The organism is Variovorax sp. FG153 (genome assembly GCF_057809595.1).
This window is the reverse complement of record NZ_JBMDKG010000011.1, coordinates 140,066-151,795: the sequence shown is the minus strand read 5'-3', so window position 1 is coordinate 151,795 and position 11,730 is coordinate 140,066. Positions and strand designations below refer to the sequence as shown.

General features: G+C 69.3%; 15 protein-coding genes. 6 read left to right on the top strand and 9 right to left on the bottom strand.

Going from position 1 to position 11,730, the window contains the following annotated elements:
* Nucleotides 1-2 precede the first annotated feature (2 nt).
* The 3 genes from ACODT0_RS15130 to folC form a co-directional block, all read right to left on the bottom strand.
* Nucleotides 3-488 (bottom strand): CvpA family protein, encoded by a 486-nt coding sequence (locus tag ACODT0_RS15130; protein ID WP_261216659.1) that lies wholly within the window; start codon nt 486-488, stop codon nt 3-5.
* 22 nt (nt 489-510) lie between these two features.
* Nucleotides 511-1,401, bottom strand: coding sequence for an SPOR domain-containing protein (locus ACODT0_RS15125; protein WP_489041623.1), 891 nt, complete (start codon nt 1,399-1,401; stop codon nt 511-513).
* Between the two features lie 93 nt (nt 1,402-1,494).
* Nucleotides 1,495-2,793, bottom strand: a complete 1,299-nt coding sequence (folC, locus tag ACODT0_RS15120) for a bifunctional tetrahydrofolate synthase/dihydrofolate synthase (protein ID WP_413764636.1) — start codon at nt 2,791-2,793, stop codon at nt 1,495-1,497.
* 35 nt (nt 2,794-2,828) lie between these two features.
* On the opposite strand from folC, the gene ACODT0_RS15115 reads away from it, so the two are divergent.
* The 4 genes from ACODT0_RS15115 (at nt 2,829) to argG (ending at nt 5,804) form a co-directional block, all read left to right on the top strand.
* Nucleotides 2,829-3,200 (top strand): ArsC family reductase, encoded by a 372-nt coding sequence (locus tag ACODT0_RS15115; protein WP_489041622.1) that lies wholly within the window; start codon nt 2,829-2,831, stop codon nt 3,198-3,200.
* A gap of 166 nt (nt 3,201-3,366) precedes the next feature.
* Nucleotides 3,367-3,990 carry a hypothetical protein gene (locus ACODT0_RS15110; RefSeq protein WP_422096298.1) on the top strand — a complete coding sequence of 208 codons (624 nt, stop codon included), beginning with the start codon at nt 3,367-3,369 and terminating at the stop codon, nt 3,988-3,990.
* A 129-nt stretch (nt 3,991-4,119) separates the two neighbouring features.
* Entirely contained in the window at nt 4,120-4,443 is a 324-nt protein-coding gene (gene ppnP, locus ACODT0_RS15105; protein ID WP_057594888.1) for a pyrimidine/purine nucleoside phosphorylase, read from the top strand.
* 20 nt (nt 4,444-4,463) lie between these two features.
* Complete coding sequence (gene argG, locus ACODT0_RS15100; protein WP_057594890.1) at nt 4,464-5,804, top strand: argininosuccinate synthase; 1,341 nt, start codon at nt 4,464-4,466, stop codon at nt 5,802-5,804.
* A gap of 76 nt (nt 5,805-5,880) precedes the next feature.
* Here argG and ACODT0_RS15095 read toward each other — a convergent pair whose 3' ends face one another.
* Together ACODT0_RS15095 and murB are read right to left on the bottom strand one after the other, a co-directional pair.
* Nucleotides 5,881-6,720 carry a glycine-rich domain-containing protein gene (locus tag ACODT0_RS15095; RefSeq protein ID WP_489041621.1) on the bottom strand — a complete coding sequence of 280 codons (840 nt, stop codon included), beginning with the start codon at nt 6,718-6,720 and terminating at the stop codon, nt 5,881-5,883.
* A 12-nt stretch (nt 6,721-6,732) separates the two neighbouring features.
* Complete coding sequence (murB, locus tag ACODT0_RS15090) at nt 6,733-7,791, bottom strand: UDP-N-acetylmuramate dehydrogenase (protein WP_296731135.1); 1,059 nt, start codon at nt 7,789-7,791, stop codon at nt 6,733-6,735.
* A gap of 45 nt (nt 7,792-7,836) precedes the next feature.
* On the opposite strand from murB, the gene ACODT0_RS15085 reads away from it, so the two are divergent.
* Both ACODT0_RS15085 and ACODT0_RS15080 read left to right on the top strand, forming a co-directional pair.
* Nucleotides 7,837-8,322 (top strand): YajQ family cyclic di-GMP-binding protein, encoded by a 486-nt coding sequence (locus ACODT0_RS15085; RefSeq protein WP_057594893.1) that lies wholly within the window; start codon nt 7,837-7,839, stop codon nt 8,320-8,322.
* Nucleotides 8,323-8,332: 10 nt separating this feature from the next.
* Nucleotides 8,333-8,983 (top strand): retropepsin-like aspartic protease family protein, encoded by a 651-nt coding sequence (locus ACODT0_RS15080; RefSeq protein ID WP_057594895.1) that lies wholly within the window; start codon nt 8,333-8,335, stop codon nt 8,981-8,983.
* 15 nt (nt 8,984-8,998) lie between these two features.
* Here ACODT0_RS15080 and ACODT0_RS15075 read toward each other — a convergent pair whose 3' ends face one another.
* The 4 genes from ACODT0_RS15075 to ACODT0_RS15060 form a co-directional block, all read right to left on the bottom strand.
* Nucleotides 8,999-9,352 carry a RidA family protein gene (locus ACODT0_RS15075; RefSeq protein ID WP_057594897.1) on the bottom strand — a complete coding sequence of 118 codons (354 nt, stop codon included), beginning with the start codon at nt 9,350-9,352 and terminating at the stop codon, nt 8,999-9,001.
* A gap of 10 nt (nt 9,353-9,362) precedes the next feature.
* On the bottom strand, nt 9,363-10,001 hold the full coding sequence (plsY, locus tag ACODT0_RS15070; protein WP_057594898.1) for a glycerol-3-phosphate 1-O-acyltransferase PlsY: 639 nt from the start codon (nt 9,999-10,001) through the stop codon (nt 9,363-9,365).
* Between the two features lie 103 nt (nt 10,002-10,104).
* Nucleotides 10,105-10,599, bottom strand: a complete 495-nt coding sequence (locus ACODT0_RS15065) for an aminoacyl-tRNA deacylase (protein ID WP_261216682.1) — start codon at nt 10,597-10,599, stop codon at nt 10,105-10,107.
* 16 nt (nt 10,600-10,615) lie between these two features.
* Nucleotides 10,616-11,677 carry an aldo/keto reductase gene (locus ACODT0_RS15060; RefSeq protein WP_489041620.1) on the bottom strand — a complete coding sequence of 354 codons (1,062 nt, stop codon included), beginning with the start codon at nt 11,675-11,677 and terminating at the stop codon, nt 10,616-10,618.
* Between the last annotated feature and the right edge of the window lie 53 nt (nt 11,678-11,730).

The following is an 11,730-nucleotide window of genomic DNA, read 5'->3' as shown; positions in this document are numbered from 1 at the left end:
TCTCAGGGCAGGTAGCTTGCCAATTTTTCGGGCAATGCAGGCTTCAGGCTCTGCAATGCCGCGTCGAGAACAACGGCGCTGCGCGATTCGTGCCACCAGGCACTGTCGCTCAACGCCAGCAAATGAACAACCACTGCCAGCACCAGCAGCGCTACCGCGCCCCGGGCCGCGCCGAAGGCACCGCCCAGGATCCGGTCGACCGGACGCAATCCCACGGCGGCGATCAGCTTGCGCGTGAGCGCGGCCACCAGGCCCACGCCGAACGCGACCGCCACGAACAGCAGCACGAAGGCCAGCGGATAGCGCCAGGACGCCTGCGGATCGCCGGCCGGCAACCAGGCCGCCACATCGGACGCGAACCACTGCGCCACCACGAAAGCCACCACCCAGCCGACCAGCGAGATCACTTCGAACACCAGCCCGCGCACGAGGCCGAACAGCATCGACACCACGATGAGCGCGACGGCGATCCAGTCGAGCAAGGCCACGGCGGTTACGGGCGGTGGCGAATTACAAGGTGAGGATCGCGGCCGACAAAGACAAGGCCTTCACCCGCTCGGCGGCCTTGTCGGCCTCGGCGCGCGAGCCGAAGGGACCGACCCGCACGCGCGTGCGTTCGCCGTCGGCCGTCTTCGCCACGTTCACATAGGTCTTGAGGCCGGCCTTCTCGAGCTTCTGCCGCACCTCGCGGGCCTTGTCGGCATCGGCGAAGGCACCGACCTGCACCACGAAGCGGCCGTTGTCGTCCGACGCGGCGGCGGGCTTGGGCGTGGCGGGCGCGGCGGCGACGGGCCTGCCTTCGAGCAGCGCGCGGGCACGGGCGCCGTCGTCGACCGCGGCGGGCTTGGGCGCGGGCTTCGGTTCCGGCTTGGCCTCGGGCTTCGGCTTGGCCTCGGGTTTGGGTTCGGGCTTGGGCTCCGGTTTCGGCTCGGGCTTGGGTTCGGCCGGCTTGGCCGGCGCGGGGGCGGGCGCCGGCGCCGGCGCGGCGTTGACCGGCTTGCCCGAGGCATCGATCTCGGTGCCGTCGGCGGTCTCGGTGATGATGCCGCCGCTCGACGCGGCCGGGGGACGCGACGGCGTCGCGGCGGCCACGCGGGTGTCGCCGTTGTCGCTGCCGCTGCCGCTGGTGGCAGCGGGCGCGGGCGCCTGGGGCACCGGCAGCGGCTTGACCTTGTTGCGGTCGGGAATCTCGATCGGGATGTCGACCGACACCGGGCGCGGCTGGGTGTCGAACAGCAGCGGGAAACCGATCACGCCCAGCAGCACCAGCACCGCGGCGCCCAGCAGGCGGTGGCGGGCGCGACGGCGCATGGATTCGACACTTTCCGCCGGCACCGCAGCCGGTGCGCTGCGTCCTTCGTTGCCTTGTGGGCCGCGCGCGCGGAACTTGAAAAACGCCATGAAGTTCGGTCCCTGAAGGAGTGCTGCGAGTGATGCGGGAAGCTGCGGAATCCGGCGAGATCGACCTGCGAATCGGCCGCCGGGCGACAAGGTTTAGGACAGGTGTTTGGCTTGCAGCCGGGGGGTGCCATGCTCGAGCACGCCGCCCACGGTGAAGAACGATCCGAAGACCACGATTCTATCAGCGGGGTCCGCGCGCTCGATGGCCGCCTGGAGCGCCTGCATGGGGCCGGCGAAGACCTCGCCGGCGGCGTCCTTGCGCGTGTTCTGCGCCTGCCATGCGGCCAGCAGGTCGGCCGCCTTGGCGGCGCGCGCGGTCGGCAGGTCGGTGAAGTACCAGCGGTCGATCAGCGGCCCGATGCGCGCGAGGATCGGCGCCAGGTCCTTGTCCGCCATCACGCCGAACACGGCATGGGTGGTCGGGTAGAAGCCCATCGCGTCGAGGTTCTCGGTCAGCGCGGCCACGGCGTGCGCGTTGTGCGCCACGTCGAACACCAGCACCGGCTGGCCCGGCACGATCTGGAAGCGCCCCGGCAGCTCGACCATCGCGAGGCCGCTGCGGATCGCCTGTGCCGTCACCGGCAGTTGCTGGCGCAGCGATTCGAGCGCCGCCAGCACGCCGGCCGCGTTGACCAGCTGGTTGGCGCCGCGCAGCGCCGGATAGGCCAGCCCGCTGTAGCGCCGGCCGCGGCCGCTCCAGCCCCACTGCTGCTTGTCGCCCGAGACGTTGAAGTCGCGCCCGAAGCGCCAGAGGTCGGCGCCGATGGCCTCGGCATGGTCGACCACGCTCTGCGGCGGCATCGGGTCGCTCACGATGGCCGGCTTGCCGGCGCGCAGGATGCCCGCCTTCTCGAAGCCGATGCTCTCGCGGTCGGGGCCGAGGAATTCCATGTGGTCGAGGTCGATGCTGGTGATCACCGAGCAGTCGGCGTCGATGATGTTGACGGCGTCGAGCCGCCCGCCCAGGCCCACCTCGAGGATCGCCACGTCGGGCTTCTCCTCGATCATGCAGCGCAGGATGCCGAGCGTCGTGAACTCGAAATAGGTCAGCGGCAGGTCGCCCCGGGCCTTTTCCACGGCTTCGAAGTTTGCTACCAATTTGGAAGCATCGACCGATTGGCCCGACAGGCGCAGCCGCTCCTCGAAGTGCACCAGGTGGGGCGAGGTGAAGACCGCCGTGCGATAGCCGGCGTGCATCAGGATCGACTCCAGCATGGCGCAGGTCGAGCCCTTGCCGTTGGTGCCGGCCACCGTGATCACGGGGCAGCCGAAGCGCAGCGCCATGCGCTGGGCCATCTCGCGCGCGCGCTCGAGTCCGAGCTCGATGTTCTTGGGATGCAGGCGCTCGGCGCGCTCGAGCCAGTCGTTCAGGGTTTCCATGGAGGCCGGGATTGTCGCCCACCCGCCGCTCGCGCATCATCGGCGCCATGACAACCCCTTCGACCACTCTGTACGGCATTCCGAACTGCGACACCGTCAAGCGCGCCCGCGCCTGGCTAGCCGACCACGACATCGCCTACGGCTTCCACGATTTCAAGAAACAGGGCGTGCCCGAGGCCGAGCTCGACCGCTGGCTGGCCGCGCTGGGCTGGGAAACGCTGGTCAACCGCCGCGGCACCACCTGGCGCAAGCTCGACGACGCCACGCGCGAATCGGTGGTCGACGCCGCCTCGGCGCGCGCCGTGCTGCTCGCCAATCCCAGCCTGATCAAGCGGCCGGTGGTGGACTGGCGCCAAAAAGCGCGCCAGGCCGACATCACCGCGGGTTTCGACGCCGAACAATGGGCCAGGTCGCTGTAAGCGCCTGTGAACAATGGGCCAGGTCGCTGTAAGCGCCTGTGAAAAACCGTGCTGTGAACGCCGTGTAAATGCCGGAACCCGCCTGGCGGGCCGGCGTCGAACCCGGACCGGGCGCGGCCGGGCAACCCTCGCAGCGCACCGCGTCCGATCCGCAGGAGTCTCCAACATGAATACCCAGACCATCCGTACCGTCCTCGGCCTCTCGCTGGCCGGCGTCCTCGCCGCCAGCGCGGGCCTGGTCCATGCCCAGTCGGGCCAGACCGTGCAGGCGCGCGTGCTCTCGGCCACGCCGGTGCGCGACGGCGCCGGCACCAGCTACAACGTCACCTACGAGTACAACGGCCGCCGCTACACCACGCGCACCGACTACCAGCCGGGCGCCACCATCCCCGTCGAGGCCAACGCCTACGGCGTGACCACCGCGCCGGTGACGCCGCAGAACCGGCTCACGCCCTACCCGGTCGAAAGCGACAACCGCGGCTATGCCCAGCAGCAGGGCCAGCAATACAGCACGGGCTCGCCCTGGGACGACGTCGTGCCCGAGCCGGGCGTGGTGGTGTCGGGCACGCAGCCGGCCCCGGTCTATGCCCAGCCCGCCTACCCGGCCGCGGTCTATCCGGCGCCGGTCTACGTGCAGCCGGCCTATGCCTATCCGCAGCCCTACGTCTACCCGCCGGTCGGCATCTCGCTGAACCTCGGCTACTCGCGCGGCTGGGGCGGCGGCTACCGGGGTTACGGCTACCGCGGCTATGGCGGCTGGCGCGGCGGCTATCACGGCTGGCACCACTGAGCCGGCCGGCCGGCCAGGCGCCGCCGGCCAAGCCCCTAAAATCGAGGACTTCTCCAACCCCTGAGGGGTGCGCCGCCCGCGCGGTGCCGTCCTCGACCAGCCGAACGCCCCCGGCGCCGGCGCCATTCCATGACGATTACCGACACCCTGAACAGCGCCGCTGTGGCCACCAAGGCCAATGTCTACTTCGACGGCAAGTGCGTGAGCCACAGCCTCACGCTGGCCGACGGCACGAAGAAATCGGTCGGCGTGATCCTGCCGTCCACCCTGACCTTCAACACCGGCGCCCCCGAGATCATGGAAGGCACCGCCGGCAGCTGCGAATACCAGCTCGCGGGCAGCACCGAGTGGATCGCCTCCGGCCCCGGCCAGAAGTTCGACGTTCCGGGCAACTCCAGCTTCCAGATCCGCGTGAGCGGCGAGCCCTACAGCTACATCTGCCACTTCGGCTGAACCGCACGGAGTCACCCAGCATGTCGACCATCCTCCAAAACGTCCCCGCCGGCCAGAAGGTCGGCATCGCCTTCTCGGGCGGCCTCGATACCAGCGCGGCGCTGCACTGGATGCGCAACAAGGGCGCGATCCCCTACGCCTACACCGCCAACCTCGGCCAGCCCGACGAGCCCGACTACGACGAGATCCCGCGCAAGGCGATGCTCTACGGCGCCGAGAACGCGCGCCTGATCGACTGCCGCGCGCAGCTCGCCAACGAAGGCCTGGCCGCGCTGCAGGCCGGCGCCTTCCACGTCACGACGGCCGGCGTCACCTACTTCAACACCACGCCGCTGGGCCGCGCGGTCACCGGCACGATGCTGGTGTCGGCCATGAAGGAAGACGACGTCCACATCTGGGGCGACGGCAGCACCTACAAGGGCAACGACATCGAGCGCTTCTACCGCTACGGCCTGCTGACCAACCCGGGCCTGAAGATCTACAAGCCCTGGCTCGACCAGGTCTTCATCGACGAGCTCGGCGGCCGCGCCGAAATGTCGGCCTTCATGCAGCAGGCCGGCTTCGCCTACAAGATGTCGGCCGAGAAGGCCTACTCGACCGACTCCAACATGCTCGGCGCCACGCACGAAGCCAAGGACCTCGAGCACCTGAACAGCGGCATCCAGATCGTGCAGCCGATCATGGGCGTGGCCTTCTGGAAGGACGAGGTCGAGGTCAAGCGCGAAACCGTCTCGGTGCGCTTCGAGGAAGGCGTGCCGGTCGCGCTCAACGGCGTGAGCTACCCCAACCTGGTCGAGCTGATCCTCGAGGCCAACCGCATCGGCGGGCGCCACGGCCTGGGCATGAGCGACCAGATCGAGAACCGCATCATCGAGGCCAAGAGCCGCGGCATCTACGAGGCCCCCGGCCTCGCGCTGCTGTTCATCGCCTACGAGCGCCTGGTGACCGGCATCCACAACGAGGACACCATCGAGCAGTACCGCGACCACGGCCGCCGCCTGGGCCGCCTGCTCTACCAGGGCCGCTGGTTCGACCCGCAGGCCATCATGCTGCGCGAAACCGCCCAGCGCTGGGTGGCGCGCGCGATCACCGGCGAGGTCACGGTCGAGCTGCGCCGCGGCAACGACTACTCGATCCTCAACACCGAGTCGCCGAACCTCACCTACAAGCCCGAACGCCTGAGCATGGAGAAGGTCGAAGGCGCGTTCACGCCGCTGGACCGCATCGGCCAGCTGACGATGCGCAACCTCGACATCGTCGACACGCGCGAGAAGCTCGGCATCTACACCAAGACCGGCCTGCTGGCCTCGAGCCAGGGCGCGGCGCTGCCGAAGCTCGCGAACGACGACAGCGGCAAGTAAGAAGCCCGAGCGGCTTCGAATGAAGAAAGCAGGCCTCGCGCCTGCTTTTTTTTGGGGTGCAGCCGGCGCGAGGCGCTCAGTCCCCGCCGCCTCCGCCGCCGCAGCCACCACCGCAGCCGCCGCCATCCGCGCCGCCGCCGGAAGAATCGCCACCGCCGCCATCGCCGCTGCTCGATTCGCTGCCGCCGAAGCCGCCCGCGTCGCCGCCGCAGCCGCCGCTCGACGAGTTGCCTTCGCCGAAGCTCGTGCCGCAGTGGGTATCGGAGCCCGCCTGCCGGTCGATGTCGCGGCAGTCGGGCACGTAGTTGAAGCCGCCCTCGATGCCGAACTTGGCGTCGAGCGCGAACAGCAGCGGCAGCCGCGCCGGCTTGCGCGGATCGATGCTCTCCTCCTTGCAGGCCCAGTACCAGCTGCGGCGCAGGCCGTCGTTGCGCTTGGGATCGCGCCCCAGCACCTCGGCCGGCGTGTGGTGCAAGAGGCCGCCGAAGGCCGCCTGGCACCAGTGCTGGTAGCCCTGGGTATGGAGGATGAACTCGTGCCAGGCGGTGTCGGCCACCTTCGAGGGCATGCCGACGAACTTGCGCCCGCTGCGCAGGTGGGCCATGAAGAACTGCCGCAGGCCGCGCAGCACCAGCTCGGCGTCGCGCCGGCTCAGCTGCGGATGGGCCGCGATCAGCTTGTGGACCAGGAAAGGCGGCAGCCGCGCCTCGCGAACGAACTGGCGGCGCAGGCTGGTTTCGAACCAGCCCATCACCACCACCAGCAGGCCCGCGCCAATCAGCCCGAGCACCATGCTCCACCAGCGCCCGCTCGAGAACGCCAGCGCGGCGATTGCCGCCAGGATCACCAGCCGCCGCAGCCACACCAGCGCGAAGATGCGCCGGCGGTAGTTCAGGGGCAGGAAGTCGAGGTCCATGTCCCCGGGTGTTCAGACCACCACCGGCTCGGGCTCGAGCCGGATGCCGAAGCGCTCGTACACGCTGGTCTGGATCGCCTTGGCCAGCGTCATCACCTCGCCGCCGGTCACCGGGTTCTCGCTGCCGCCGCGGTTGACCAGCACCAGCGCCTGCTTCTCGTAGACGCCGGCATTGCCTACCGACTTGCCCTTCCAGCCGCAGGCGTCGATCAGCCAGCCGGCCGCGAGCTTGATGCTGCCGTCGTCCATCGGGTAATGCACGATCTTCGGCTCGCGCGCGATGATGTCGGCGCACTGCTCGGGCGTGACGGTCGGGTTCTTGAAGAAGCTGCCCGCGTTGCCCAGCACCCGCCAGTCGGGCAGCTTGGCGCGGCGGATGGCGCAGATCCAGTCGAAGATGTCGTTCGCATCGGGCGTGAAGTTGCCGGTCTCCTCCATCCTGCGTTCCAGGTCGAGGTAGCCCGCCACCGCCTTCCAGGGCTTGGGCAGCCGGAAGCGCACGCGCGTGATGAGCGCGCGGCCCGCCAGGCCGAAGTCGTTGGCGCCGCCGGCGCCGCGCACGTGCTTGAACACCGAGTCGCGATAGCCGAAGGCGCACTGGGCCGCGTCGAGCGTGAAGCTGCGGCCGGTTTCCAGATCGAAGGCATCGAGCGAATCGAAGCGGTCCTGCAGCTCGACGCCGTAGGCGCCGATGTTCTGCACCGGCGAGCCGCCCACCGTGCCCGGGATCATCGCGAGGTTCTCGAGCCCCGGGTAGCCCTGCGCCAGCGTCCACTGCACGGTGTCGTGCCAGACCTCGCCGGCGCCGGCCTCCACGATCCAGGCGCGCGAGGTCTCCTCGACCAGCCGGCGGCCCTGGATCTCCACCTTCAGGACCAGCGGCTTCACGTCGCCGGTCAACACGATATTGCTGCCGCCGCCCAGCACGAAACGCGGCGCGTCGCGCCATTCGGTGTCGGCATGCAGCGCGGCCAGGTCGGCCTCGCTCGCGATGCGCACCAGGTGCTGCGCGCGCGCGACGATGCCGAAGCTGTTGTACGGCTGCAGCGGGACGTTGTGCTCCACGATCATGGGAGAATTGTCGCATCCAGCTACCGTGACACCTGAGGAGAGCCCATGCCGTCTTTCGACACCGTCTGCGAACCCAATCTGCCCGAGGTCAAGAACGCCGTCGAGAACACCGCCAAGGAAATCGCCACCCGTTTCGACTTCAAGGGCACCGCGGCCGCGGTCGAGCTCAAGGACAAGGAAATCACCATGACCGGCGATGCCGAGTTCCAGCTCGTGCAGGTCGAGGACATCCTGCGCAGCAAGCTCACCAAGCGCAGCGTCGACGTGCGTTTCCTCGACAAGGGCGACGTGCAGAAGATCGGCGGCGACAAGGTCAAGCAGGTCATCAAGATCAAGAACGGCATCGAGGGCGACATCGCCAAGAAGATCCAGCGCCTGATCAAGGACAGCAAGCTCAAGGTGCAGGCCGCGATCCAGGGCGACGCGGTGCGCGTCACCGGCGCCAAGCGCGACGACCTGCAGGCCGCCATGGCGCTGATCAAGAAGGACGTGCCCGATACCCCGCTGTCCTTCAACAACTTCCGCGACTGAGCCCCGGCCCATGAAGGCATTCGCCGTCGCCGCGTTCGTCCTGGCCGCGGTGGCGGCGCCGTCGGCCCAGGCGGCCGACTCGGTCATGCTGACCGGCACCATCGGCAGCCGCGCGATCCTGATCGTCAACGGCAGCGCGCCCAAGACGGTGGCGGTGGGCGAGAGCTTCCAGGGCGTGAAGCTGGTTTCGCTGCAGTCCGAGCAGGCGGTGGTCGAGTCCGAGGGCAAGCGCGTCACGCTGCGCATGGACACGCCCGTGAGCATCGGCGGTGGCGGCCCCTCGGGCGGCAGCGGCAACCGCATCGTGCTGCCGGCCGACAGCCGCGGCCATTTCATGACCCAGGGCCTGATCAACGATCGCCCGGTCACCTTCATGCTCGACACCGGCGCGACCACGGTCGCCATGTCGGTGGCCGACGCGCAGCGCATCGGCCTCGACTACAGCAAGGGCCGGCCGGTGCAGGTCAACACCGCCAACGGCGTGGCACCCGGCTACCTGCTGCGGCTGCGCTCGGTGCGCGTGGGCGACGTCGAGGTCTACGACCTCGAGGCCATCGTCTCGCCGCAGTCCATGCCCTTCGTGCTGCTGGGCAACAGCTTCATCAACCGCTTCTCGATGCGGCGCGACGCCGACCAGATGGTGCTCGAGAAGCGCTACTGAAGCGAAGCTCGCGAATCAGGCCTGCGCGGCCGTCACCACGATCTCGATCTTGTAGCCGGTGTTGGCCATCTTGGCCTGCACCGTCGCGCGCGGCGGCGTGTTGCCGGCCGGGATCCAGGCGTCCCAGACCTCGTTCATCGCCGTGATGTCCGCGATGTCGGCCAGGAAGATCTGGGTCATGAGGATGCGCGACTTGTCGCTGCCGGCCTCGGCCAGCAGGCGGTCGACCATGGCCAGCACCTGCTGGGTCTGGCCACGGATGTCCTGCGTGGTGTCGTCGGGCACCTGGCCCGCGAGGTAGATGGTGCCGTTGTGCACCGCGGTCTCGGAAAGACGCGGTCCGACGTGGAAGCGGGTGATGGTGCCCATGGTGATTCCTTCAGTCCTTTTTCTTTTTGGAGCCCAGTTTGGACTCGGTGCCGGCGGCGAGCCGGCGGATGTTCTCGCGATGCCGCCAGATCAGCAGCAGGCTCATGACGATGATGGCGACCAGCGCCGTGCGGCTCAGCGGCCACGCGATGCCGCCGCCGATCAGGTAGTAGGCCGGCGCGAAGAAGGCGGCGACCAGCGAGGAGAGCGAGGAGTAGCGGAAGAACACCGCGATGATCAGCCAGGTGGCGCCGGTCGCGAGCCCGAGCCAGGGCGCGATGCCCACCAGCACGCCGGCCGCCGTCGCCACGCCCTTGCCGCCCTGGAAGCCGAAGAACACCGGGTACAGGTGGCCGAGGAAGGCCGCCACGCCGGCCACCGCGGCCACGCCGTCGTCCAGGCCCCATTGGGCGCCCCAGTGGCGGATCACGAACACCGGCACCCAGCCCTTGACCGCGTCGAGCAGCAGCGTGGCCAGCGCCGCGCCCTTGTTGCCCGAGCGCAGCACGTTGGTCGCGCCGGGGTTCTTGCTGCCGTAGCTGCGCGGGTCGGCCATGCCGAGCGCCCTGCTCACGATGACGGCGAAGGACAGCGAGCCGAGCAGGTACGACGCCACGATGGCGATCAGGGTAGGCAGGTGAAAGGTCAAGGCGGGTCTCCGCGGATCGGTGTTGTTCTTCGGGGGACGCATCGCCGCGCCGATGCGCCCCGGGCGGGACGCGCAGCGCCGACGATCGAATCGCAGGAGCCGGCTATTCTGCCAGCGCGCACTCCACCGGGGTCGCGCCCAGCAGCTGCACGCACACCTGCGGGTCGATGCCGATCAGGTAACCGCGCCGCCCGCCGTTGAGCACGATGCGCGGCAGCGCGAGCACCGTCGCCTCCACGTACACCGGCATTTCGCGCCTGGTGCCGAAGGGCGAGGTGCCGCCCACCATGTAGCCGCTGTGGCGCTGCGCCACCTCGGGCTTGCAGGGCTCGACCGACTTGGCGCCGATCTGGCGCGCGAGGTTCTTGGTCGACACGGTGCGGTTGCCGTGCATCAGCACCACCAGCGGCCTGGCGTCCTGGTCCTGCATCACCAGCGTCTTGATCACCATGAACGGGTCGAGCCCCAGCATCTCGGCGCCGCGCTGGGCGCCGCCGTGCTCCATGTATTCGTAGGGGTGCTCGGTGAACGCGACCTTGTGGGCGCGCAAGAGCTGGGTGGCGGGCGTCTCGGAGACGTGGGCGTTCTTCCTGGCCATGGCGGGCGAGGCCGGCTCAGGCGGCCGGGTCGCGGATCTCCCAGCGGATCGCGTCGATCTCGGCCAGCAGCTCGGGCGACAGCGTCGTGCCCCAGGCATCGATGTCCTCGTCGAGCTGCTCGACCGTGCGCACGCCGATGATGGTGCTCGCCACCTGCCACTTGGTGTAGCAGAAGGCCAGCGCGAGCTTCACCGGCGTCAGGCCGTTGTCGCGCGCGAGCTGGTTGTAGCGGCGCGCGGCCTTGAGCGCGTCGGGCCGGCCCCAGCGCAGCTTGCGCACCGATTCGTAGCGCGTGATGCGCGCTTCCTGCGGCGCGTCCGGGCCGGTGATGCCGCTCTGGTCGTACTTGCCGGTCAGCAGGCCGTAGGCCAGCGGCGAATAGGCCAGCAGCGACACGCCGAGCCGGTGCATGGTTTCGTCGAGGCCGTTCTCGGCGCCGCGGCTCGCGAGGTTGTAGACGTTCTGCACCGTCGCCACGCGCGGCAGCCCGTGCTCCTCGGCCAGCCGCACGAACTCGTGCACGCCATAGGGCGTCTCGTTCGACAGGCCGATGGCGCGGATCTTCCCTGCCTTCACCAGCCCGGCCAGCGCTTCGAGCTGTTCCCGGATCGGGGTCTGCGAGACCTCCTTGGCCGGGTCGTAGTAGATGTTGCCGAAGGCCGGCACGTGGCGCTCGGGCCAGTGGATCTGGTAGAGGTCGATCACGTCCGTCTGCAGCCGCTTGAGGCTCGCCTCGCACGAGGCCACGATGTCCGCGCCCGTCATGCCCACGCCTTCGCGCACCCAGGGCGTGTTGCGCAGCGGGCCCGCGACCTTGCTCGCCAGCGTCAGCTTCCGGCGCGCGCCGGGGTTGGCCGCGAACCAGTTGCCGATGATGGTCTCGGTCGCGCCGTAGGTCTCCTGGCGCGTGGGCACCGAGTACATCTCGGCCGTGTCGATGAAGTCGACGCCGCGCTCGAGCGAGCGCGCCAGGATGGCATGGGCCGTGGGCTCGTCGACCTGCTCGCCGAAGGTCATGGTGCCGAGGCAGATGGGCGTGACGTGAAGGTCGCTCTGACCGAGTCTGATTTTTTGCATGCGCGGAAATGTACCGCCGGGCTTCGCGGCGCGCTGGCGGCGGCGCCAAACCC